Origin of the sequence: Micromonospora sp. NPDC049004, from assembly GCF_040649315.1 — a bacterium.
Classification (GTDB): domain Bacteria; phylum Actinomycetota; class Actinomycetes; order Mycobacteriales; family Micromonosporaceae; genus Micromonospora.
In genome coordinates, this window is record NZ_JBEZFG010000006.1 from 96,139 (window position 1) to 119,721 (window position 23,583).

Genomic DNA, 23,583 nt, shown 5'->3' on the forward strand with positions numbered 1-23,583 from the left:
ATGCCCGCGCCACGCCCAACGCCGAAGCCAAGTGACGTTGGAGTATCAGTCGCGTTCGATGAGGTGGCCCACCACCGTTGGGCCGAGCATTACCGCGAAGCCGCTGCCGTCACGGCGTGGGTCCGCTGCGGGCAGTTCCACCGGTTCGCCGGTGCCGGTCGCGCCGACCGGGCGCGGTCCGACCCAGGCGACCGCCACGTCGGTCTCGTCCTTGAGGAAGCGGTGCGCGCGGACGCCGCCGGTCGCCCGGCCCTTCGCGGGGTACGCCTTGAACGGCGTCACCTTGACCGTCGCCCCGGTGGACGTGACGACCATCGGCTCGCCGTGCCCCGCGTCGTCGGTGCGGACCGCGCCGAAGAACACCACCCGGGCCCCGGCCGGCAGGTTGATGCCTGCCATCCCGCCGCCCTTGAGGCCCTGCGGGCGCACCAGCCCGGCGGCGAAACGCAGCAACGACGCCTCCGAGGTGACGAAGGTCAGCGTCTCGGCGCCGTCGGTCAGCCAGGTCGCCCCGACCACCTCGTCACCGTCGCGCAGGCCGATCACGTCGAACTCGTCGGAGCGCACCGGCCACTCCGGCGCGCACACCTTCACCACGCCGTGGCGGGTGCCCAGCGCCAGCCCGGGTGACGTGTCCGCCGCACCGCCGAGCGGCGCCAGACCGACCACGGTCTCCCCCGCCTCCAGCGGCACCAGCTCGGCGGCGGACATGCCGCCCCGCAGCGACACGGTGCCGGCCTGCTCGGGCAGCACCGGCAGCGGCAGTACGTCGATCTTGAACGCGCGACCCGCGCTGGTGACCAGCAGCACCCGACCACGGGCGGTGGAGTGCACGATCGCGCGTACCGTGTCGTGCTTGACCCGGCCGTTGCGCCGGCGCCCCTCGGCGCTCTCCTCCGACTCGGCCGCGGTCCGGGCGACCAGCCCGGTCGCGGAGAGGATGACCTGGCACGGGTCGTCGGCGACCTCCAGCGGACCGGCCGGCGCGGACGCGGCCAGCACCTCCTTGAGGTCACCGTCGACGAGCGTCGTCCGCCGTTCGGTGCCGAACTGCTTGACCACGGCCGCCAGCTCGTCGGAGACCAGCTTCTTGAGCACCCGCTCGTCGTCGAGGATCGTGGACAGCTCGGTGATCTCGGCTCGCAGCCGCTCCTGCTCGGCCTCCAGCTCGATCCGGTCGAACTTGGTCAGGCGGCGCAGCGGAGTGTCCAGGATGTAGGTCGCCTGGATGTCGGAGAGGCCGAACTGACTCATCAGAGCGTCCTTGGCCGCCTGCGCGTCGTCGCTGCCCCGGATCAACCGGACCACCCGGTCGATGTCCAACAGAGCGATCAGCAGGCCGTCGACCAGGTGCAGCCGCTCCTGGCGCTTACGGCGGCGGTACGAGCTGCGCCGGGTGACCACGTCGTACCGGTGGGCCAGGAAGACCTCCAGCAGCGCCTTCAACCCGAGGGTACGAGGCTGGCCGTCGACCAGCACCAGGTTGTTGACACCGAAGGACTGCTCCAGCGGGGTCAACCGGTAGAGGTCGGCGAGCAGCGCCTGCGGGTTGACCCCCACCTTGCACTCGACGACCAACCGGGTGCCGCTCTCCCGGTCGGTGAGGTCCTTGACGTCCGCGATGCCGGTCAGCCGCTTGGTCTTGGTCACCTCGTTGGTGATCGCCGCGATGACCTTTTCCGCGCCGACGCCGTACGGCAGCTCGACGACGGTGATCGCCTGGCGGCCCCGGCTGCCCTCGAGCGGGCCGATCTCCACCCGGCCGCGCATGCGCACCACGCCGCGCCCCGTCTCGTACGCCCGGCGCACCTCGTCGAGGCCGAGCAGCACGCCACCGGTGGGCAGGTCGGGGCCGGGAACGAACTCCATGAGCTTGTCCAGGGTGGCGTCCGGGTGGTTGATCAGCCAGCGGGCCGCCGAGACCACCTCGGCCAGGTTGTGCGGGATCATGTTGGTGGCCATCCCGACCGCGATCCCGGACGCGCCGTTGACCAGCAGGTTGGGAAAGGCCGCCGGCAGCACTGTCGGCTGGGTCAGCGAGCCGTCGTAGTTGGGCTCGACGTCGACGGTGTCCTCGCCCAGCTCACCGACGAGCAGCATGGCCTCGCGCGACATCCGGGCCTCGGTGTAGCGCGCGGCGGCCGGGCCGTCGTCGGGGGAGCCGAAGTTGCCGTGCCCGTCGATGAGCGGCACGTTGAGCGAGAAGTCCTGCGCGAGGCGGACCATCGCGTCGTAGATCGCCGTGTCGCCGTGCGGGTGGTACTTACCCATGCAGTTGTGAACGACATAGCCCTCGGCGACGAACGCGTGCTCATCACTGTCGACCTGGATGTCGTACGTGACGTCAGGCGAAACCGCCTCAACCGACGTGACCCGCAGGAACGAACTGCCGACCAACGCGTCGAGCCGAGCAGCGAGCGGTGAGCCAAGGCGGTGGAGTTTGTGGATCCAACCGTCTCGTACCGCACGCTCCAACTGGAACGACCGATCCGCGAGCGGAACGCGATTGCGGTCCTTGCCATACCGCACTTTCGGGCCACCGCGCGCCGAGAGCGAGTCACGGAACGCCTGCCCGTCCTGGTCCCGGAACCACCCGCCGCCCTGGTGCGCTGCCGTGAACTCCGCGATGACCGGACCGTACGGCAACCGGTCGTTGCCCTGCTTGCCGCTGTACCCGTAGCCGATCTCGGCAACCCGCTGCAAGCCGTCGTGCTTGTATCCGGTCCGCACCCATGGCAGCAACAACCGGGCAAGGTCAGTGGCGTCCCGACCGCTGACCGAGAGACCAAAGAGCGGGTTACCCGCTGAGGAGCGACCGCTCGTCCAGTGGTGTCCGTGCAGCCCCAAGTCGGCGAGCATGGCGTAGATCTGCCGCACCAGCACCTCGCTCGTGCTGACGAAGACGATCTCCCTGAACCGCTTACGGACGTAGCCGTCCCCGTCGAAGAAGCCGGCGAGGAACGGCACCCACGCCGACCGGCTCGCGATAATGTCGCCCGGCACGTGCTTGTCACGGCTGAGCGGACGTGTGGCCTCCAGCAGCCCCTCGTGCCGGCTGAAGGTCAGAATGTGCTGGTCGCGATGGAGAGGGTTGCGCGCCTCGCGCTTACCTCGGGAAACGTTCACTCCACTGGCGATCGCCCAGCCGTGAGCGACATCCAGCGGCTCGACGTCGCACATGTGGATGCGGACCCGGCCGTCCGCTTCACGAGACCGATGAGCAGGGAAGCCCTCAGCCACCAGCAGCCCGCGCACATAGTCGTAGACGTCACCGGCAGGCGTCGACACCGCATTGCGGCGACTGCCGTACGCCAATGCCAGTCGCCCCGGGAGATCCCGGGCCTCCGCCCATTGAACCGAAAGGTCATCGGCGACCACGCGGAAGCGCTGGCCCGGCGTGACGAGCATCGTGTGCCCGTTGCTCCAGGTCACGCGCACGAGTTCGGAGGTCGGGTTCCGATAAACGGCAGTCACCGGCACGGAGGCTCCGTCGCCGTCCAGCACGAGGTCCCCGACCTCGATCTCCTCGATGGCCCGCAATCCGTCAGGCGTAGAGACAAGGGTGCCGGCAACGAAGCAGTCGCCCACAATTCGGGCAGACTTCACGTGCCCGCGGTCCGGGCGGTAGCCCTGCTCGTACATCGACCAGAGGATGCGCCGGTGCACGGGCTTGAGGCCGTCGCGCGCGTCCGGCAGGGCGCGGGAGTGGATGACCGAGAACGCGTACTCCAGGTAGGAGTCGGAGACCTCGGTGACCAGCGGGTTGTCGAAGACCCGTGCGCCGGCCTGGTCGAACGAGGAGAGGTCGACCTTGTTTTCCTTACGGCGTGCCATGACTCAGCTTTCCCCTCGGACGGCAGCGGTGCTCATGCCGTCGCTCCGCTCCGCTGCGCGACGCCCTGAGGCACCATCGCGCTGTTCCGATTATTCGCTCGCTGCCGCTCGCTCATGCGTCGATCGCATCGCGGTCGACGCGGTCGGCCGAGTCGATGAGCCAGTTTCGGCGCGGCTCGACCTTCTCCCCCATCAGCAGTTCGAGGATGCGCTCGGCGGCGTCCACGTCGTCCAGGGTGATCCGGCGGACGGCGCGGGTGGCGGGGTTCATCGTGGTGTCCCACAGCTCGTCGGCGTCCATCTCACCGAGGCCCTTGAAACGCGGGATGGGCGTGACGATCTGCTTGCCGGCCTTCTCCAGCTTGCGGACCGTCGCCTCCATCTCGGCCTGCGTGTAGGTGTAGACCGTCTGCGGACTGCGCCCCTTGGTAGTGATCTTGTGCAGGGGCGGCATGGCGGCGTAGAGCCGACCGGCCTCGATCAACGGCCGCATGTACCGGGCGAAGAGGGTGATCAGCAGCGTCCGGATGTGAGCGCCGTCCACGTCGGCGTCGGCCATGATCAGCACCCGGCCGTAGCGCAGCGCGGCGAGGTCGAACGTCCGCCCCGAGCCGGCACCGAGCACCTGGACGATGGCGGCGCACTCGGCATTGTCCAGAACCTGCTGGAGGTTGGCCTTCTGCACGTTGAGGATCTTGCCCCGGATCGGCAGCAGCGCCTGATACTCCGACGAGCGGGCCATGCGGCTCGTGCCGAGGGCGCTGTCACCCTCCACGATGAACAACTCGCTGCGGTCGATCCCGGTGGCGCGGCAGTCGACAAGCTTCGGCGGCATGGACGCGCCCTCCAGGGCGGTCTTGCGCCGGGCGGCGTCCTTCTGCTGCTTCTGGGTCAGCCGCACCCGCGCCGCGTCGACGATCTTCTGCAGGACGACGCGCGCCTCGGCCTTGGTGCGCCGGTCCTCCAGCCAAGCCTTGATGTGCGCGTCGACCAGGGTCTGGATGACCTTGGTGATGCCGGTGGTGGACAGCTCGTCCTTGGTCTGCGAGGTGAACTGCGGCTCGGGGATCCGCACGTGCACCACTGCGGTCATCCCCTCCAGGACGTCGTCCAGGGTGGGCGGCTCCTCCTTGGCCTTGAGCAGGCCGCGGGTGCTGCGGACGGCGTCGGCGAGGGTGCGGACGAGCGCCCGCTCGAAACCCTTGCGGTGGGTGCCGCCGTGGGCGTTGCGGATGGTGTTGGTGAAGCACTCGACGGTGCGCTCGTAGCCGGTGCCCCACCGGAACGCCACCTCGACCTCGGCGCGACGCTGCACGTTGGACTGCATGACGCCGTTGGCGTCGGCGGCGTTCTCCCGGTACGTCCCCTCGCCGTTGACCAGGAGCATGCCGGACACCGGCCGGTCGCCGGCCGGTGCGAGGAACTCGACCATGTCGCTGAGCCCGTTGGGGTAGTGGAACCGCTCCTCGGCGGGAGCCTCCCCGGTCAGGTCACGCAGCAGGTAGGTCACGCCCGGGACCAGGAACGCGGTGTTGCGCAACTTCATCCGTACGGCGTCGACGTCGAGCGCCGCACCGGTCTCGAAGTAGCGGGCGTCGTGCCACCAGCGGATCGAGGTGCCGGTGCGCTGGCCACGCTTCATCGCGCCGATCACCTGCAGGCCGGGGCCGGCGGTGAAGGGCGCCTCCGGCCCGTCACCGTCGAAGATCCCCGGAACGCCGTGCCGGAACGACATCGCGTGGACCTTGCCGGCTCGGCGGACGGTCACGTCGAAGCGGCGGGACAGCGCGTTGACCGCCGAGGCGCCGACGCCGTGCAGGCCGCCGGAGGTCTTGTAGCCGGAGCCGCCGAACTTGCCGCCGGCGTGCAGGCGGGTCAGCACCAGCTCGACGCCGGAGATGCCGGACTTCGCGTGCACGTCGGTGGGGATGCCGCGACCGTCGTCGTCGACCTGCACCGAGCCGTCGGCGTGCAGGATCACCTCGACGGTGGTGGCGTGGCCGGCGACACCCTCGTCGGTGGAGTTGTCGAGGATCTCGTTGACGAGGTGACCCACGCCACGGCTGTCGGTGGAACCGATGTACATGCCGGGCCGCTTGCGGACGGCGTCCAGCCCCTCAAGGTGGGTGAGGTCATCGGCCCCGTACAGGGTGTCAGGCTCTGCGGTCAACTGGTCGTACTCCCCGGTCTCGGCGGTGTGGTGCCGCGTCCGAACTGTCAGTCGGCCGGCGCGCGCCGCAGCGAGCCTAACCGGCAGATGCGACACGACGACGGCACCCCGCAGTCGAGGCCCGCATCCTCGTTCCGGATGCGGGCCTCGACACGGTGTGGTGTTGTCCGGTTTCGACGCCTCAGTCGCGCCGTGACCGGTTGGTGATCGGCCGCCCTACGGCGCCGGCACCTGGATAACAAGCGAGCTGTAGCCGACGTTCCCGACGCTGTCGACCGCGGCGACGTACAGCGTGTTGGTGCCGTAGGCCGGCGTGGCCAGGGTCACCGAGACGGTCTTGCCCGTCCAGCCGAGGCTGGTGCCGGCCTCCGCCTCCTCGGTGGGCGGACCGCTCCAGCCGTAGCGGAAACTGACCACGTCCAGGTCCGGCGAGCGCAGCTTGTAGGTGTAGAGCTGCCCGGGCGGGGCCGGGTTGGTGACCGCGTCGACGCTCACCGTGGGCGGCTGGTTGTCGATGGTGAACTCGCACCACGCCGACCACGGGCTGAGCACGTAGCCGTCGTCGCTGCGGGTCCGGAAGGCGTACGACTTTCCATCGGCCGTGCCGGTCACCGCTGCCGTGGTGGACCGGCCGCCGGCCGTGACGGTCGAGCCCGTCGGCGGCGTCATCCGGGGCGTGGCGCTGTCGTAGACGCCCGAGGCGGGAATCTCCAGCAGCTCGTACGCCGTCTGGAGGACCTGGCCGGAGTCCGCGTCGGGGAAGACGGCGGAGAGGGCCGGCGGGGTGGCCAGGGTGACCCGGTCGCCCGTGACGCAGGCCGCGCCACCCGCCTGGAGGGCGGTGGGCTGGGTGGGCGCCGTGTCGTAGTCGACAAGCAGGCGTGCCGTGCTCGGGTAGAACTTCTTCCACCGGTCCAGCGTGCTCTCGCCGGTCCCGGACGAGTCGCTGCACGCGCAGAGGCCATAGGTGATCGACGTCTGGTGGGCGGCCGCCGCGCTGCTGAGACCGGCGGCGACGCTGCCGGCGAAGTTCACGGTCATGTCCGGCTGCGGCGAGTCGGCGCAGCCTGTTCCCCCGTTGGCATGTGAGCTGGCAGAGGCCCGCAGCGTGGTCAGGGCCGGCGCCCAGGCGGTGCGGGGGGTGCTGGCGATCGCGCCCGACTGGTAGAGGTAGGTCGGAGTGTTGGTGCAGGACCAGGAGTGGTCCAGTTTCATTTGCACGTACGCCGATTGGATGATCTTGCCGCTGAGATTCCCGATCGGAAACTCGAAGTAGGAGCGGTAGGTGACCCCGGACGCGGAGTCCTTCCCGACCCGGGCGGACGTGGTGTCGCTGTTGGTCGAGTTGTTGCTCGTCGCGTACGCCCAGCGGGAGGCGGTGGCGGACCACGAAGGGTCGATGAACACGGGGAAGGTCACCTTCGCCGGGTCCAGCAGGCCCGCTGACGGGCGCAGCACGAGGTCACCCGCCGCGTCGACGTCGGTCGCTACCGGGGCGGTACGGGCGGCCACACCGGGACCGGCCGGAGACGAGGCCGCCGCACGAGCCGCACCGGCGGAGCCGGAGGAGTCCCACATCTCGGCGGTGGCGGCGCGGGCCACCTCGGCACCTCCGGCGAGGGCCCGCAGCGAGCCGTCGGCCTCCCGCCGGACCCGCGCGTCACCGCCGAGGTCGAAACGGATCTCCCGCAGCGCCGGGTTCGCCGCGGCCTGCGGCGTCTTCACCACCAGGACGTGGGTGAAGCCGGTGTGGGTGGCCGTGAGCACCAGGTCCACACCGGGCAGCACCTCGGCGTAGGTCGCGGCGTCCCCGGAGACGGTCGGCGCGGGCAGCCCGCCCGGCCAGCCCAGCGTCATGGACTTCGCGCCGTTGGTCAGGGTGGCCGCGGGACCGTGCCCGCCGGATGAGAACACCAGGTCGGCCGGAGAGACCGCCGGCCGGAGACCCGTGGCAGCACGCTGCAGCGACAGGTCGACGTCGGACCAGGATCCGTCGCTCTGGCGGACCCGCTGTGGAACGGCGGCGGTCTCGGCCACGAAGCCCCCGCCCGGCTTGGCGAAGACCTGGGTCAGCTCGGTGCGAGCGGAGAGGACCTCCACCCGCTGGCCCGTACGCGTGGCAGTGGTGGTCGCCTGGGCGGCCTCCCGGCCGGCCGGGGCGACGCCCGTCGTCACCGTCGCCGGCGCGGCCGACGAGGGTGCGGCGAGCAGGGTGACGCCGATGGACGCCGCGATCCCGGCGGCGAGCAGGCGACGCGTGGACGGTCGGTGATGAGTGGACGGGTTCTGAATGTGGACAGCATGCATGGAGCGGCCAGTGGCCACCGCAACCCCCGTGGATGTAAGACAGCCAGACGGGGGGAACTTTAGAGAGCGGTATCGGGCACTGTCCACGTCTGTCACATCCGGTGAGCACAAAAGGAACGAGGTGCCGTATACGCGAACGGCGCGGGCCCCGACCGGGACTGTCGGTGACAGCGCGACGAACCAGCCGAGGTCAGCCCTCACCGCGAACGGCCCGGCACGGCGGTGATCACGGGACTACGTGGACACCGGGTTGGGCCCGGCGCAGCCCCGCGCGTACCGGGCGTGTGTGTCTTTCATCGAACGGTTCCGTTACGGGCCATTGACGCCCGTTGCACATGGGTGATCTGATCGCGCTCTCAGAGAATCTTTCATCTTTCGATGGATGGGAGCCCCATGCCCAGATTCCGCCGTACCGCGCTCGCCGCGGCACTCACGATCGTCACGGCCGCACTGTCGACCGCTGTCGCGCTGCCCGCCCCCGCGACCGCCGCGCTGCCCACCGCCGCCGTGGCGCTCGGCGACAGCTTCATCAGCGGCGAGGGCGCGGGGGCGTACACCCCGGTGGTCGACGCCAACGGGGTCGCGCAGGGCTTCCCCGGCTGGACCGCGCCCAACAACAACGCGTACTTCTGCCACCGGTCGGCGAACGCCTCGCTCCACCAGGCGAACCTGCCGGGCATCCAGAACCGGTTCAACCTGGCCTGCTCCGGCGGCCAGCCACACGACATCGCCACCGCCTCCGGCGCGCGGGCCAACGGCCGGACCGTGGCCGCCCAGCTCGACCAGCTGCGCGCCGTCGCGCAGACCCAGGACATCGACCTCGTGCTGATCGGTCTGGGTTCCAACAACAGCTCGTTCACCTTCGGCAGCGTCGCCGAGACGTGCGCCAACCGGTTCATCGCCGACGCCTGGACCGGCTGGTGGGAGTTCTGGGCCTACCTGAACGGGCCGGTGGAGCAGAAGCCGTGCAGCGACGCCGACCTGGCCACCGCCGCGCAGCTCAGCGCCGCGACCGCGGAGACGACAGCAGCCGTACGCCAGATCCTGACCACCCTCGACCAGGTGGACGCGGACGGCCAGCACCGGGTGGTGTTCCAGGACTACACCAACCCGCTGCCGCTGGACCTGAACCCGGTGTACTACGAGGAGGACGGCCGGGACGACACCCGGGACAAGTTCCGTGACCTCGGCGCCGAGCGGTACGCGGCCGGCTGCCCGATCCACCGGGCCAGCCTCGCCCCCGGGCACCGCTTCTCGCAGGGCCTGGGCGGCATCGTGAAGTCCACCCGGGACACCCTGGCCGCCGAGTTCCCGGGCGACGACCTGGTCTACCTCAACGTGCAGCGGGCCTTCGACGGCGCGCGGCTGTGCGAGTCGGCGTCCAGCCCGACCGGCGCGCTGGCCACGCCCATCCGGCTCCAGGACGGCGCGACCGGCACGTTCGTGACCAGCCTCGCCGGCAAGGACAAGATCGCCATTCAGCGGATCGCCAACACCTGCGTCAGCTACTTCCAGACCTGCCAGGAGTCGTGGCACCCGAACGCCACCGGGCACCAGGTGCTCGGCCGGTGCCTCGCCGGCGCGGCCGTCACCGCCGCCCGCGCGGTGTCGTGTGTCCGCGCCGGAGACGGGACGATCTCCGTCTCCTGACCTGTCGCGCCACCGGAGGCCCCGCCACCCGGCGGGGCCTCCGTCGCGTCCGAACCGCCTCGGCTACCCGCCGGTAACGCCGGGCCGTACGCTGAGCCGGTGAACGGGGACCCGGAGTACGTGCAGGAGTTCGTCGACGTCGACGGCGCTCGGCTCGGTGTGCAGGTCTATCCCGAGCCGGCCGGCCCGCCCGGCGCTCCCGTGGTGGTGATCTGGCCCGCGATGGGGGTCCGCGCCCGCTACTACCGGCCGTTCGCCGCCGCGCTGCGCTCCGCCGGCCTGGCCGTGATCGTCGCGGATCTGCGGGGCACCGGAGCGAGCACGCCCGCGCCGAGCCGCGCCGACCGGCACGGCTACACCGAGCTGGCCAGCGACATCGGCGCCGTCCTGGCCGCCCTCAAGCCGCGGCTCGACGGGCGTACCCGGGTGCTGCTCGGCCACTCCCTCGGCGGGCAGGCCGCCCTGCTGCACCTCGCCCGCCACGGCGGCGACGCGGTGGACGCTCTGGCCCTGGTCGCGGTGGGCATCCCGTACTGGCGCACCTATCCGGGTCGCCGAGGGCTCGGCGTTCTGCCGTACACGCAGGGCATCGCCGCCACCGCGGCGCTGCTCGGCGTCTGGCCCGGGTGGGGCTTCGGCGGTCGGCAGGCGCGCGGCGTGATCCGCGACTGGGCACACACCGCGCGAACCGGCCTTTTTCCCCGCCTCGACGGCACGGACACCGAAGCGGCGGTACGCGCGGTACGCACACCCGTGCTGGCGATCAGCGTGGACGACGACCAGTACACCCCGCACGAGACGATGGACCACCTCTGCGCGAAGCTCACGGCCGCACCGGTGACCCGCGAGCGGTACACGGTGGCGGACGCCGGGGCGCCGCTGGACCACTTCACCTGGGTCCGCGCCGGCACACCACTGGCCGGGCGGATCGCCCGTTTCGCCGCGGACCTGCCGCCCCGCTGAGCCGTACCGGCTGCTCGGGGCGGCCCGCCCCGCTCACTCCTGCGGGTCCAGCGGCACCAGCTCGTCGTCGCGTTCCACCTGGATCTGCGCGTGGTCCTTGCGCGGCGCGACCTCCGCGGTGTTCCGGTGCGGATCGTTGTCCGGGTGCATGAGCACCGCGTCGGTCTTGGGGGTCTTCTCGCGGACCTCATCCGGCTGCGACATCGCGTTCCCCTCCTTCGTCGGCGTCGGACGGATCTACCCGCCACCACGCGGACGACTCCTCCCGGAGGCGATCTCCGACCGCGACGCCCGTACGTCCCCGTCGTGTCGAGGCGACGGGGATCGGCCGACAGGCGACGGGGTTAGCCGCCCGGGCGGCGGGTAAGCCGCATCGCCCGACACGGCGGAAGGGGATCACATGTCCGAACGACACACCGCACTGCGCTCGATGCACGATCTGGGTCTGGCGGCCTGGTTCGGCGGCTCCCTCATGGGTGCCTTCGGCGTCAACGGCGCAGCGGCGAAAATCAACGACTCGACCCAGCGACTGCCGGTCGCCTCGGCCGGCTGGTCGAAGTGGACGCCGGTCAACGCGGCCGCGATCGGCGCGCACCTGGCCGGCGCGGTCGGCGAACTGGTCACGGAGAGCCCACGGGTGGCGGCCCAACGCGGGGTCGGCCGGGCCAGCGCCATCAAGACGGCGCTGACGATCGGCGCGCTCGCGGTCACCGGCTACAGCCGGTTGGTCGGCATGCGGTTGGAGAAGGCGGGCGGTCCGCCGGTGAGCGGCGCCACGGAGCCCAACCACCAGACGCCGGCCAGCGTCGCCTCCTCGCAGCGGCAGATGAAGCTGCTCCAGTGGGCGATTCCGGCGCTGACGGGATCACTTGTCGTCGTCACCGCGTACATGGGTGAGCAGCAGAAGCCCGGTCAGGTGCTGCGCGGGATCCTCAACCGCACCGGCGGGATCCGCAGTGCGCCGATGAGCATGGCCAAGATGGGCATGGGCATGGGCAAGCGACAGATGGCCATGTCCGGACGCTGAGCGTCGGGCCGGCCGGCTTCCCGCCGGACCGTCGACGGCGGGACGCCGGCCGGCCCTGCGCGCCCGCCACGCTCCACGGCGTGCCGAGCGGGCAGGACCGGCCCGGAGACGGGCATTCCGTCCGTCGGTAGTAGCGGCGGACCGACGAGCGAGGTGGCCATGACGGCACACGAGGGACGCAGCAGTGGCGGTGGCGATCGGCCGGAACCGGAGGCGGTCAACCCGTGGGGCACCGGCGACGGCTTCGACGCCGACGCGCCGTGGGGCACCGACGACGACTCGCCGATGGACGAGGGCAGCGAGGAGACAGCGGTGCCCGAGGGACGGCGCGGTGAGCGGCGCGCGGGCGCCCCGGCTGGCCGTAGCGGTCCGGCCGGTCGGCACGGCTTCGGTTCGGTCGAACCCACCCGTACGACGATGGCCGGGCCGGGTGCGCCGCCGGATCCGGCGCCCAGCGGTCGGAGCTTCCCCGACGACGCGGACATCAACGAGCGGTCCGAGGACGCGCTGCGCAGCCGGGGCCGACGCTCCTGATCAACCGACGCTGCCCGCGTGCCCGCTCCGAACGGGGTGCACGCGGGCAGCAGTGGCGTCAGCCGGTCGACGTGGCCCGTGCCGCGACGGGGTGACCGTCGGCCGGTCCACGGGGCCCGGGCGGCACCCGCGGATCGGCCAGCATGGTCTCGGCGAGCAGCTGCGCCAGCCGGGTGGCGTCGCGCTGGGCCTGCCCGGCGCAGCAGTTGTTGAACAGCACGTGCAGGTCGTCGACGTCGCTGGCCAGCTCGGCCAGCCGCACGGCCCAGTCCCGCAGCTCCGACTCGTCGTACGCGTAGCGGAACTTGTCCTGCTTGTCACCGTCGCCCCACGCGTCGCTGTGGCCGTGGAAGCGGACGATCGCGGGCTCCGCCGTGCGCGTCAGGATCGGCGGCACCGACGACGGATGCCCCTGCGGCATGTCGACGCAGACCAGGGACAGGTCGTACGCGCGCAGCAGGTCCAGGGTCGCGGCGGCGGCGTCGCCGTCGAACCAGGAGGCGTGCCGCAGCTCCACCGCCACCCGCCACGGCCGGCACCGCTGCGCCAGCTCCACGATGCGACGCTCGGCGGCCGCCCCGCGCGCCAACCACGGCGGGAACTGCAGCAACACCACGCCCAGCTTGCCGGCCGCCGCGATCGGGTCCAGCGCCGCCCGGAAACGGGCCCACAGCTCGTCGTACGTCTGCTCGGGCAGATCGCGACGGCGGACCCGGCTCGGGCCGGCGGCCGGCCGCAGATCCCGGGGCAGTACGGCGACCGGCGTCGGGTGGCCGGTGAAGAGGCTGAACGCCTTGACGTTGAAGGTGAAGTCGTCGGGCGTCGCGTCGACCCAGCCCTGTGTCGTCTCCGGCGCCGGAACGGCGTAGTAGGACGTGTCCACTTCGACCAGCGGGAACCGCCCCGCGTAGAAGGCCAGCCGGCTGGCCGGCGTGTTGGCCGAGCGCGGATACCAGCCGGAGCGCAGCAACGTCTGGTCCGCCCAGGACGACGTGCCCACCTTGATCACACCCATGTCGTTCAGTGGACAGTCCCGCGGCCCGATCGGCAACCGCTGACGGCCGGCGCTCTCGTCGTGTCCGACCCCGAAGTGTCGGTACCCGCTCCTAGGCTGGCGCCCGACCGACCTCGACGGAAAGGGCACACCATGACCAGCACCGCGCAGCTCACCGGGGAACGGGCCGACCTGCTGCAGACGCTGCGCCGGCACCGGGGCTTCCTCCTGCACACCGTCGACGGTCTGACCGACGAGCAGGCCGCCGCGCGCAGCACCGTGAGCGAGCTCTGCCCGGGCGGGCTCATCAAGCACGTCGCCGGCACCGAGGAGCGGTGGATGCGGTTCGCCGTGGGTGGCGCGGAGGCCATGCAGCGCGAGGAGATCGACTGGGTCGGCCAGTTCCGGATGGCGCCGGGCGAGACCCTGGCCGGGCTGGTCGAGCGGTTCCAGGCGGTGGCCGCCCACACCGACGAGCTGATCGCCACCCTCGATCTGGACGCGGCCCACCCGCTGCCGCAGGCGCCCTGGTTCGAGCCGGGTGCGAGCTGGACGGTCCGGCGGGTGCTGCTGCACCTCATCGCCGAGACGTCGCAGCACGCGGGTCACGCCGACATCCTGCGTGAGGCGATCGACGGGTCGAAGACCATGGGCTGAGCCCCGCCCCGGCCCTCGGCGCCTCGCCTCGTGCCGTCACCACCGGTCCCCTGCTCCGGGCGCGGATGTGACATCGCCCGCGGGGTCGGCGCTGAGGGACACGAGATGAACGCGGACCGGATGGACCAGGAAACCGCCGAGCGGCTGCTCGGCGGTTTCCCCGTCGACCCGTCGACCGGCACGCGTCCGGTCGTGCTGCTCCTGACGGCGGTGCGCGCCGCGCCGCGTCCCGACGAGCTGGCCGGACTGAGCCTCGCCGTGCAGGCTTTCCGCAACGCCCAGGCACACCACCGGCGCCCCGCCCCGGCCCATGTGTCCCCGTCGCCCGATCAGGACGCCGACGGTGCGACAGGCCGGAGCGACGGTCGCTGAGTCACGATCGCCGTCGGGTCCGCGGGCGGGCCCCCGGGTGGGTGGAACGGTCACCGGCGTACGCGTCGGTGTGCCCCCACCGGCCGGGAATGTCGAGCAGCTCGACACCGCCGAAGCCGGTGGGCAGGGCGGGATTCACCAGCAGGTCCTCCCCGGTGGGCCGCAGGCCCAACAGGGTGCCCAGCAACATCAGCAGCGCGCCGGAGGACCACGACTGGGGACGACCGGCCGAGGGCAACTGGACCGGATACTTCGTCAGGCTCCGCTCGTAACCGGCGATCAGCTCCGGCACCGCTCCGCCCAGCGTCTGCGCCATGTCGAAGATGCCGGCCGCGATGCGGGCCGCGTGCGTGTCGAAGCGGTAGTGCCGCAGGCCGGCGGCGATCAGGGCGTTGTCCGACGGCCAGACCGCCCCCAGGTGCGAGCCCACCGGGTTGTACGGCCGCTGGCCGGTGGCGAACGTCCGCACCCCCCAGCCGTTGAACAGCCGAGGCCCGAGCAGGTGCTCGGCGATAGCCTCGGCGCGATCGTCCGCGACGATCCCGCTCCACAGCAGGTGCCCCATGTTGGACGCCAGCGCGTCGACCTGCTCGCCGTACGGGTCCAGCGCCAACGCGTAGTACTCCCGGTGCGGCAGCCAGAAGTCCCTGTTGAACCGCTCCTTGAGCGCCGTCGCCTCCCGATCGAGCCGGTCGGCGTACTCGGGGTCGCCCCAGAACGTGCGGGCCAGCCGGGCGCCGCGCCGCTTCGCGTCGTACGCGTAGCCCTGCACCTCACAGGTGGCGCGGGGAAAGGCGGGCAACCGCCCGTGCGCGTCGGCGATCGCGTCCGGGGAGTCCTTCCAGGACTGGTTCACCACGCCGTGCCGCTCGTTACGGCTCTGGTAGCGCACGTAGCCGTCACCTGTCATGTCGCCGTACTCGTCGATCCAGTCCAACGCCCGCCGGGCCGGGTGGCGCAGCTCGCGCACCAGCTCCGCGTCGCCGGACCAGCGCTCGTACTCGTCGAGCAGGACCACGAACAGCGGGGTGGTGTCGGCCGCGCCGTAGTCCAGCGCGCTGCGCCGCTCGCCGAACGCGGCCAACTCGCCGTAGCGCAGCTGGACCAGGATCTTGCCCGGCTCCTCGTCGTGGTCGTCGTCGAGTTGGCCACCCTGCAACAGCGCCAGCATTCGCAGCGTCGCGCGGGCCAGCTCGGGGGTGAACGCCAGGCTCTGCAGGCAGGTGATGATGCTGTCCCGCCCGCACAGTCCCATCGCCCACGGCAGGCCGCCGACCGGCACCGGGTCGGTGTACGCGAGCGGCTCGTACCGCAGCGCCGCCAGGGCGGCCAGGGCGCCCTGGTACGTCTCCTCCAGGCCGGCCCGTTCGGCCACCAACTGCGGGGCCCGGGCCAGCCACGCGGTCAGGTCGTCACCCATTCCCCGCCGCAGGACCTGCTGGTGCGACTCCAGGTCGGCGCGCATGTCCCGGTCGCCCTCGCCCTGCATCGTCATGCTGGCGTGCAGGGTGGTCTCCCACGCCCCCTCGGGCGGGACGCTGATCCGGAAGGTGAATCCCCCCTCGTCGACCTCGGCGGGGGCGGTGCTGCGCACGGTGGTGACGCGGCCGAACCGCTCCCGCTCGTAGCGCAGCACGAGCGCCGCACGGTCGGTGTCGGCCGCGATCCGGACGGCGCGCGGTCGGGGCTGTGCGACGTCGGCGATCTCGGCGATGTCGGTGAAGTCGGCGCCGACCTCCATCCGCACGGTGAAGTCGGCGGGCTTCGGCGAGTGGTTGAGCACGGTGATCTGCTCGTGGAAGCAGTCGTGCACCGAGCGGTGCCGGATGATCGACACGTCGGCGTCCACGTAGTGGCTCGCCGCGCCGGGCACCAGGAAGAACCGGGTCTCGAAGTACGTCATGTCGTCGCGGGAGAGCGCGTTGAGGCGTTCCCCGTCGACCGTGAGCACCCAGCGGGACAGGAAACGGGTGTCGAACGAGAAGAGCCCGACCGGCGCCTGCGGATCGACCTCCATGTCGCCCTGGGCGTCGCTGATGGCGAACACGTTGCCGGCGATCACATGAACCTGCTCCTGCCTCATCGCGCCTTGTCCTGTCCCGCGAGGGCCGCCCGGCCCAGCGCACGGGGATGCCGCGCGTCGGCCGGGCCGGGGAAGATCCGCCGCAGCAGCATCAGCAGCGCCATGTCGCCGCGCACGGTCAGCTCGTTGCGCAGCAGCGCCTCGGCGAGGTGCAGCTGACCGCTGGCCAGCTGGTCGAAGACCGCCCGGTCGGCGCGGACCAGCAGGTCGGCGTCGTCGGCCGACCGGGTCACCTGGACGTGCTGGTCGGCGACGGTCAGGTACCAGTGATCGGTGCAGCCCTCGCCGCGCATGTCGAGCCGCAGCGTCCCGGCGGTGGTCTCGGCCAGGTCGGGGCGCCGGCTGCCGTCCAGGTCCTGCAGGAACCGCGCCGCCGTCGTGTCCATCAGGTCACCTCTCGCATCCGGTCAGGATCACCCGGCGCGGGGTGAGCGGGAGTCACCCGAAGCGGGTGAACCGGGGGACGCGGGTCAGTCGGCCTCGACGAGGCCGCGGACGTAGGCGGCCTGCCCGGCGTGTTGCAGGTCGTCGTCGGCGATGCTGACCAGCCGCACGCCGAGAGTGACCGGCGGGTCCCACGACTCGTCGACGACGCGGTCCAGGTCCGCCGGGCGCAGCCCGGCCAGGAACGTTCCGGTACGCGCCGCAACCGCCCCGTAGTAGTCGATCAGCGCCTGGGCGCTCTCCGGCCGCACCTTAGCCACCTGCGCGGGCGTGTGGCCGTAGCCGGTGTTGTGCGGGTCGGCGGCGAGCCCGAACCGCCCCGCCCAGTCCCCGCTCTCCCAGATCTGCTCGGCGTCGAGCAGGTCGGCGACGTGGTGGTCCTGGACGCGGGTCAGGTGCCAGACCAGCCACCCGACCGGGTTGGCGCCCTCGCCGGGCGCCCGGCGCAGCTGCTCCGGGGAGAGGCCGTCGACCGCCGCGCGGACGAGGTCGGGCAGCCGGTCGTACGTCTCGGTCAGCAGGTCACTCACGTCCACTGGGCACGCCTCCTGGTCGGTTTCCGATCACGGTACCGCCGGACACCGACAGCCGGACCTCGGCCGCTACGGTGATCACGTGGTCGCGGCGCTGGAGCTGTATCTGGACCCGGATGCCACCCGGCGGATCCGGGTGCTGTGGGACGCGTTGGAGGCCGAGGGCGTGCAGAGCATGCGCTCGCTGCTGGAGCAGCGGCACCGCCCGCACGTCTCGCTCGCGGTCGCGCCCCGCTTCGATCCCGACCAGGTCGCGGAGGCGCTGCGCGGCACCGTCGTGGCGGCTCCCCTACGACTCGACTTCCAACACGCGGGGCAGTTCGTCGGGCGGGTGCTCTGGCTCGGCCCGGCGCCCACGCCGGAGCTGCTGGCGCACCACCGGTTGGTGCACGGCCGGCTCGCCGCCGCCGGCATCACCCTGGTCGAGCACTACCAGCCCGGGCGCTGGGTGCCGCACTGCACGCTGTCCATGCGGGTGCCGAACTCGCTGATGGCCGCCGCGGTGCGTCGCTGCCTGGAGGTGCTGCCGCTGGCGGCGACAGTGGTCGGCGCGGCCCTCACCGACCACGCCCGCGGCATCGCCCACCCGCTGTCCTAGCCGTCCTGGCCGTCCTTGCGGTCGACGCTCCGGCGCGCGGACACCGTCGCCGCCACCGCCGCCGCGAGCGCGATGGATGCTCCGGCCACCAGCAGCAGGCGCGGACCGAGTGGGGCGAGCGCACCGGCCAGCCCGGTCCCGAGCGAGCCGGCGGCCACCTTCAGGGCCGCCGTCGACACGAACACCTGCGTCCGCACGGCGTCCGGCGCGTACGCCGAACGGGCGGCCAGGGTTGCCGCGAAGAGCGGCGCGGTCGCCGCCCCGGCCAGGGCGAACGCGACGACCGCGAGCCCGAAGCTGGGCACTGCCGCGCAGAGCCCGATCCCCACCGCGCCGAGCGCCGCCCACCGGACGGTGAGTCGTTCCGGGTCACCGGTCAGCGGAAACGCGGTGACCAGGAGCGCGCCGGCGAGGTTTCCACCGCCGTACGCGGCGGCCAGCAGCGCGCCGGAGACCGCCTCCCGGTCGAGGTCCGCCGCGAGCGCGACGGCGAGCACCGACACCGCTCCGCCGGTGAGCGCGGCGAGCGAGGTGACCCCGGTGACCCGGCGCAGCGGTCCGGGACCGAGCAGCGCCCGCAGCGCGCCACGGGCGGCGGGCGTCGTCCGCGCCGGCCCCCGCCGGGCGGGTGCGCGTGCCGGCAGCGTCCCCACCAGGGCTGCCGCGAGCAGGGTGGCGGCACCCAACCCGACCAGGGCCGGCCGAGGCCCGGCCAGGGCGGCGAGGGCAGCCACGGCGGCCGGACCGGCGCTGCCACCGACCCCGTACGTCACCGTGTCCCACCCCTGACCGCGACGTTGCGCGCGCTCGTCCGGGTCGAGCAGTCCGGCGAGCCGGCTGCTCAGTCCGCCGGTCAGCAGCGGCCCGCAGGCCCCGGCAACGACCAGCAACGCGGCCGGCACACCCACCGGCACCCGGCCGAGCAGCAGCGCGGCCGTCGAGACCGCTACGGCGTACGTGACGAAGCCGGCCGCCAACCGGCCCCGGCCGTCCGGCGCCCGGTCCAGCCAGCGACCCATGAGCGGCCCGAGCAGGTGCGGCGCGGTCAGGCACGCGGCCAGCAGTCCGCCGAGCAGCGCCGGCCGGGCCGCCCCGACCTGCGACACGGTGGCCAGCAGCACCACGCCCACTGTCGCGCCGGCGTCCGCGCCACGGGCGAGCGTCGCGGCGACGAGGTAGCGGGGCAGGGCTCCACGTCCGGTGGTGACCTGCACGGCGGTGTCGAGGGATCCGCTCACCCGTACCTCGCTACCCACTCCGCCACTCGATGCACCATCGAGGCGAGATGTCCGGTTTGGCGGGCGACAGTCGGGAAACCGAAAACAGGGGGTGCGGATGTGGCCGGGCGTGGGATGGTTCGACGTGGATGCCGTACCCGTGGTGACCCGCGCGAGCGGGCCGCCCGGCCGGGGGCGCGGGCGCACACCGCGCCGCCCGCGGCGGCTTCGACGAGGAGAGGCAGGGCCCATGCAGGCTCAGCGCAGGCCACCGCGCACGGAGCGGAGCCAGACCAGCCACGACCGGACCGGCGGCGGGATGACCGGGGCGGCCACGCCCCTGACCATCTGGGCCGCCGCCGTGCTGCTCGGTCGCATCGGCGCCGGTGACGACGACAGCGAGGACGAGCGGCACATCCTGCGCGGCATCGAGTGAGCCCGGCGCCCCGCCGCTAGAGCCAGCCGCGCCGCTTGAAGACCAGGTAGAGGGTTCCGCAGACCAGCAGCATCAGCAGCAGCGCGAACAGGTAGCCGAAGCGCCAGTTCAGCTCCGGCATGTGGACGAAGTTCATGCCGTACACGGTGCCGATGAGCGTGGGCGCGAACAGGATCGCGGCCCACGAGGAGACCTTCTTCAGCTCCTCGTTCTGCGCGTAGCTGGCCGCGGTCAGGCTGCGCATCTCCTCGTTCTGCTGCTGTGAGACGAGGGTGGCGTTGACGGTGAGGATGTTCTGCAGCAGGTGCCGGAACCCGTCCACCCGCTCGACCACCTGGGTGAGGTGGTCGGTCACGTCACGCAGGTAGCGGAGCAGTTCCTCGTCCGTGCCGTAGCTGCCGGCGCCGGTGGCCAACGCGTCGAGCATGGTGAGCAGCGGCCGGGCGGCCCGCTGGAACTCGATGACCTCCCGGCTGAGCCCGTAGATGCGCCGGCTGGCGTTCGGGTCACCCCCGAAGACCTGGGTCTCGATCTCGTCGATGTCGTTCTCCAACCCGGCGACCACCGGCGCGTACCCGTCGACGACCTGGTCGAGGATCGCGTACAGGACCGCCTCGGGCCCCTGGGCCAGCATCGGCGCGTCGGCCTCCATCCGCCGCCGCACCGCGGCCAGGTCGGGCACCTCGCCGTGGCGGACCGTCACCACGAAACCGGGCCCGATGAACAGGTGCAGCTCGGAGAACTCGACCTCCTCCCGCAGGTCGTCGTAGCGGGCGGCACGCAGCACCACGAACAGCGTGTGCCCGTACCGCTCCAGCTTGGGTCGCTGGTGGGCGTTGATCGCGTCCTCCACCGCCAGGTCGTGCAGGCGGAACTCGCGCGCCAGCGAGGAGATCTGGTCGATGTCGGGCCGGTACAACCCGATCCAGGCCATCGCGTCGTCCTGCTCCTGGAGGCAGGAGTACGTCTCGGCGAGGCCCGCCGGCGAGGCGAACCGGTGTCCCCGGATGTAGACCGCACTGTCCACCATGCCACCGGCGGGCGGGGGTGGTGCCGGCGGTGGCGGCACGCCGACGCGGGTCTCGTGCTCGTCGAGCTGACGGCCGAAGCCACCACCCGGGCGGAAGCGACGGCCGCCGACCATGACCCGCTCCTTCCCCGGTGGCATCCGATCCGGCGGCCTCCCGGCCCGACCGGGCGGTTCGGTGCGGGGCGCCGGAGGCGCTGCATCCCCTCTGCCCCCGGGCCGAAACCCTCCGACTCGCCGGCCGCCCCCACCGGGGACGGGCGGGTTCGGCGTACCCAGGGACGGGCGCGTGCGACCGGGCGGATACTCGCGGTGACCATGGGCGGAGGACGGGGGAAGCGCCGGTGCAGGGCGACAGGCGCGGTGGGCGGCTGCGCGGCTGGCTGCTCGACGGCGGTACGGAGCGGGCCGCGCGGCATTCCGGCCCGGGCGGGCGCCCGCCCGAGGATCGGCACCACCCGTGGTGGAAGGTCATGTGCCTGACCGGTGTCGACTACTTCTCGACGCTGGGCTACCAGCCGGGCATCGCGGCGCTGGCGGCCGGCGCACTGTCGCCGGTGGCGACGCTGGTGCTGGTGCTGGTGACGCTGCTGGGCGCGCTGCCGGTGTACCGACGGGTGGCTGTCGAGAGCCCGCACGGTGAGGGTTCGATCGCGATGCTCGTACGCCTGCTGAGCTACTGGCCGGGCAAGCTGTTCGTGCTGGTGCTGCTCGGTTTCGCGGCCACCGACTTCATCATCACCATCACCCTCTCGGCGGCGGACGCGACAGCCCACATCGACGAGAACCCGTTCTGGCCGAGCGGGCTCAAGGGACACGAGGTGCTCCTCACGCTGCTGCTGGTGGCACTGCTGGGCGCGGTGTTCCTCAAGGGATTCGGCGAGGCCATCGGGATCGCCGTCGTCCTGGTGGCGGTCTACCTGGGGCTGAACGCGGTGGTGATCGCCGACGCGCTGTGGCGGGTGGTGACCCATCCGAGCGCGGTCGGAGACTGGACGAACGCGCTGAGCACCGGGCACGGCGATCCCCTGCTGGTGGTCGGGTTGTCCCTGCTGGTGTTCCCGAAGCTCGCGTTGGGCCTGTCCGGTTTCGAGACCGGGGTGGCCGTGATGCCGCACATCCGGGGGGATCGCGCGGACTCGGAGGACCGGCCGTTGGGCCGGATCCGGGGAGCGCGGCGGCTGCTCACCACCGCCGCCGCGACGATGAGCGTCTTCCTGATCACCAGCAGCGTGACCACCACCGTGCTGATCCCGCCGGAGGCGTTCCAGCCGGGCGGGCCGGCGAACGGCCGGGCGTTGGCCTACCTGGCGCACCAGCACCTCGGCGGCGTGTTCGGCACCGTCTACGACCTGTCGACGATCGGGATCCTGTGGTTCGCGGGCGCGTCGGCGATGGCCGGGTTGCTCAATCTCGTACCCCGTTATCTGCCGCGGTACGGCATGGCCCCGACCTGGGCGCGGGCGGTCCGGCCGCTGGTGCTGGTCTTCACCACCGTGGCGTTCGTGATCACGGTGGTCTTCTCCGCGAGCGTGGACGCGCAGGGCGGCGCGTACGCCACCGGGGTCCTGGTGTTGATCACCTCGGCGGCGACGGCGGTGACCCTCGCGGCGCGACGACGGCGCCAGCGGGGGCGGACGTACGCCTTCGGGACCATCGCGTTGATCTTCGTCTACACCACTGTGGCGAACGTCGTGGAACGCCCCGACGGCGTCAAGATCGCCTCCTGTTTCATCGGCGGGATGATCCTGGTGTCGGTGCTGTCCCGGCTCATGCGGGCCTACGAGCTGCGCGTCGACCACGTCGAGCTGGACCCGACCGCCGCCCGGATGATCGACGAGCGGGCCACCCGTCGGATCCGCCTCATCGCGCACGAGCCGGAGCGCCGCGACCCGGCCGAGTACCGCGCAAAGCTGGCACAGACCATGGCGGACAACGACTTCCCCGACGACAGCGACGTCATCTTCGTCGAGGTCCACGTCACCGACCCGTCGGACTTCGAGACCGAGCTGCCGGTGCGCGGCAGCGTGGCGCACGACAGCTACCCGGTGCTCAGCCTGACCGGCTCGTCGGTGCCCACCGCGCTCGCCGCCCTGCTGCTGGAGATCCGCGACCGGAGCCGGCGACGGCCACACATCTACTTCGAGTGGAGCGAGGGTGGCCCGGGTCGCAACCTCCTGCGCTACCTGGCGTTCGGGCAGGGCGCCATCGCCTCGGTCACCCGGGAGATCCTGCGTCGCCAGGAGCCCGACCCGCGCCGCCGGCCGCACGTGCACGCCGGTTGACCTGCCGGTCGAACCGTCGCGGACGGTGAGCGTGGTCATAACGGCTGGACGGTCCACCGGTCGGAGCTGCTAGCCTCGGCGCAGGTCATGAGTGCCAGCGCGAAGCCCCGGCTCGCTGGCCGGCAACCCTCCTCCGCGGTGGGGTGCCCCGGGTGAAGACCAGGCACCGGCAGGACGCCGGCGCAAGCGTGGCCTGGCACCCAGGTCAGCAACAGACCCGGGAGACCGTATGCGCATCATCCTCAGCCCCACGCCACCGGCCGGTCGGCTCATGCCGACCCTGACCCGGCGTCGCCACGTGGACCTGATGCGAATGCGCAGCGCAGCGTGTACCGCCACCTGACGCGCTGACCCCTCCCCTCCCCGGGCGCCCTCGCCCACCCCACTCGACCCTCGCGTCGATCATGAAGTTGTTGCCCGTCCGACCGGCGTGTCGGGGCAACAACTTCATG

At 72.1% G+C, this 23,583-nt stretch carries 19 protein-coding genes, 2 pseudogenes and 1 riboswitch; of the genes and pseudogenes, 9 read left to right on the plus strand and 12 right to left on the minus strand.

Going from position 1 to position 23,583, the window contains the following annotated elements; all coding sequences use genetic code 11:
* Positions 1–45 precede the first annotated feature (45 nt).
* The 5 genes and pseudogenes from AB0B97_RS19185 to AB0B97_RS19205 all read right to left on the minus strand — a co-directional run bounded on the left by AB0B97_RS19185 (position 46) and on the right by AB0B97_RS19205 (position 8,311).
* The gene (locus tag AB0B97_RS19185) at positions 46–2,730 is read right to left on the minus strand and encodes a DNA topoisomerase (ATP-hydrolyzing) (protein ID WP_357495690.1); all 2,685 of its coding nucleotides are present in this window, start codon (positions 2,728–2,730) and stop codon (positions 46–48) included.
* Between the two features lie 48 nt (positions 2,731–2,778).
* Positions 2,779–3,606: pseudogene (locus tag AB0B97_RS19190) on the minus strand (LAGLIDADG family homing endonuclease); the annotation flags it as partial.
* Positions 3,580–3,834 (minus strand): annotated as a pseudogene (locus AB0B97_RS19195) (DNA gyrase subunit A); the annotation flags it as partial. The pseudogenes AB0B97_RS19190 and AB0B97_RS19195, both read right to left, overlap by 27 nt.
* Before the next feature lie 112 nt (positions 3,835–3,946).
* Positions 3,947–6,004, minus strand: a complete 2,058-nt coding sequence (locus AB0B97_RS19200; protein WP_357495115.1) for a DNA topoisomerase IV subunit B — start codon at positions 6,002–6,004, stop codon at positions 3,947–3,949.
* 216 nt (positions 6,005–6,220) lie between these two features.
* Positions 6,221–8,311 (minus strand): hypothetical protein, encoded by a 2,091-nt coding sequence (locus AB0B97_RS19205; protein WP_357495117.1) that lies wholly within the window; start codon positions 8,309–8,311, stop codon positions 6,221–6,223.
* 393 nt (positions 8,312–8,704) lie between these two features.
* Between AB0B97_RS19205 and AB0B97_RS19210 the strand changes: the two genes are divergently transcribed.
* A complete protein-coding gene (locus AB0B97_RS19210) occupies positions 8,705–9,961 on the plus strand; it encodes a hypothetical protein (protein ID WP_234582222.1) in 1,257 nt (418 codons plus the stop codon).
* 99 nt (positions 9,962–10,060) lie between these two features.
* A complete protein-coding gene (locus tag AB0B97_RS19215; RefSeq protein ID WP_357495119.1) occupies positions 10,061–10,924 on the plus strand; it encodes an alpha/beta fold hydrolase in 864 nt (287 codons plus the stop codon).
* 33 nt (positions 10,925–10,957) lie between these two features.
* Here AB0B97_RS19215 and AB0B97_RS19220 read toward each other — a convergent pair whose 3' ends face one another.
* Complete coding sequence (locus AB0B97_RS19220) at positions 10,958–11,128, minus strand: hypothetical protein (RefSeq protein ID WP_357495121.1); 171 nt, start codon at positions 11,126–11,128, stop codon at positions 10,958–10,960.
* A gap of 196 nt (positions 11,129–11,324) precedes the next feature.
* Between AB0B97_RS19220 and AB0B97_RS19225 the strand changes: the two genes are divergently transcribed.
* On the plus strand, positions 11,325–11,951 hold the full coding sequence (locus AB0B97_RS19225; protein WP_234582224.1) for a hypothetical protein: 627 nt from the start codon (positions 11,325–11,327) through the stop codon (positions 11,949–11,951).
* 159 nt (positions 11,952–12,110) lie between these two features.
* On the plus strand, positions 12,111–12,485 hold the full coding sequence (locus tag AB0B97_RS19230; protein ID WP_357495123.1) for a hypothetical protein: 375 nt from the start codon (positions 12,111–12,113) through the stop codon (positions 12,483–12,485).
* Between the two features lie 58 nt (positions 12,486–12,543).
* Here AB0B97_RS19230 and AB0B97_RS19235 read toward each other — a convergent pair whose 3' ends face one another.
* Complete coding sequence (locus tag AB0B97_RS19235; protein WP_357495125.1) at positions 12,544–13,500, minus strand: DUF72 domain-containing protein; 957 nt, start codon at positions 13,498–13,500, stop codon at positions 12,544–12,546.
* A gap of 132 nt (positions 13,501–13,632) precedes the next feature.
* Between AB0B97_RS19235 and AB0B97_RS19240 the strand changes: the two genes are divergently transcribed.
* The gene (locus tag AB0B97_RS19240) at positions 13,633–14,136 is read left to right on the plus strand and encodes a DinB family protein (RefSeq protein WP_234582227.1); all 504 of its coding nucleotides are present in this window, start codon (positions 13,633–13,635) and stop codon (positions 14,134–14,136) included.
* A gap of 105 nt (positions 14,137–14,241) precedes the next feature.
* Complete coding sequence (locus AB0B97_RS19245) at positions 14,242–14,508, plus strand: hypothetical protein (protein WP_357495127.1); 267 nt, start codon at positions 14,242–14,244, stop codon at positions 14,506–14,508.
* 1 nt (position 14,509) lies between these two features.
* Here the strand turns inward: AB0B97_RS19245 and AB0B97_RS19250 are convergent, their stop codons facing one another.
* From AB0B97_RS19250 to AB0B97_RS19260, 3 genes are all read right to left on the minus strand, one after another.
* The gene (locus AB0B97_RS19250) at positions 14,510–16,591 is read right to left on the minus strand and encodes a glycogen debranching N-terminal domain-containing protein (protein ID WP_357495129.1); all 2,082 of its coding nucleotides are present in this window, start codon (positions 16,589–16,591) and stop codon (positions 14,510–14,512) included.
* Positions 16,588–16,977, minus strand: coding sequence for an SCP2 sterol-binding domain-containing protein (locus tag AB0B97_RS19255; protein WP_357495131.1), 390 nt, complete (start codon positions 16,975–16,977; stop codon positions 16,588–16,590). The genes AB0B97_RS19250 and AB0B97_RS19255 overlap by 4 nt, the downstream gene beginning before the upstream one ends.
* An 84-nt stretch (positions 16,978–17,061) precedes the next feature.
* Complete coding sequence (locus AB0B97_RS19260) at positions 17,062–17,571, minus strand: DUF664 domain-containing protein (protein WP_357495133.1); 510 nt, start codon at positions 17,569–17,571, stop codon at positions 17,062–17,064.
* Between the two features lie 79 nt (positions 17,572–17,650).
* Here AB0B97_RS19260 and AB0B97_RS19265 point away from each other — a divergent pair, with 79 nt between their 5' ends.
* Positions 17,651–18,166 (plus strand): 2'-5' RNA ligase family protein, encoded by a 516-nt coding sequence (locus tag AB0B97_RS19265; RefSeq protein WP_234582232.1) that lies wholly within the window; start codon positions 17,651–17,653, stop codon positions 18,164–18,166.
* Here AB0B97_RS19265 and AB0B97_RS19270 read toward each other — a convergent pair.
* Positions 18,163–19,404: an MFS transporter gene (locus AB0B97_RS19270; RefSeq protein ID WP_357495135.1), complete on the minus strand. Its 1,242-nt coding sequence runs from the start codon at positions 19,402–19,404 to the stop codon at positions 18,163–18,165. The genes AB0B97_RS19265 and AB0B97_RS19270 overlap by 4 nt on opposite strands.
* Positions 19,405–19,633: 229 nt before the next feature.
* Here AB0B97_RS19270 and AB0B97_RS19275 point away from each other — a divergent pair, with 229 nt between their 5' ends.
* A complete protein-coding gene (locus AB0B97_RS19275; RefSeq protein ID WP_007457747.1) occupies positions 19,634–19,819 on the plus strand; it encodes a hypothetical protein in 186 nt (61 codons plus the stop codon).
* A gap of 16 nt (positions 19,820–19,835) precedes the next feature.
* On the opposite strand, the gene corA is transcribed toward AB0B97_RS19275, so the two are convergent.
* The gene (corA, locus tag AB0B97_RS19280; RefSeq protein ID WP_234582234.1) at positions 19,836–20,963 is read right to left on the minus strand and encodes a magnesium/cobalt transporter CorA; all 1,128 of its coding nucleotides are present in this window, start codon (positions 20,961–20,963) and stop codon (positions 19,836–19,838) included.
* A gap of 227 nt (positions 20,964–21,190) precedes the next feature.
* Here corA and AB0B97_RS19285 point away from each other — a divergent pair, with 227 nt between their 5' ends.
* Entirely contained in the window at positions 21,191–23,131 is a 1,941-nt protein-coding gene (locus AB0B97_RS19285; protein ID WP_357495138.1) for an amino acid transporter, read from the plus strand.
* A gap of 83 nt (positions 23,132–23,214) precedes the next feature.
* Positions 23,215–23,326, plus strand: a riboswitch (SAM riboswitch).
* Positions 23,327–23,583: the final 257 nt, after the last annotated feature.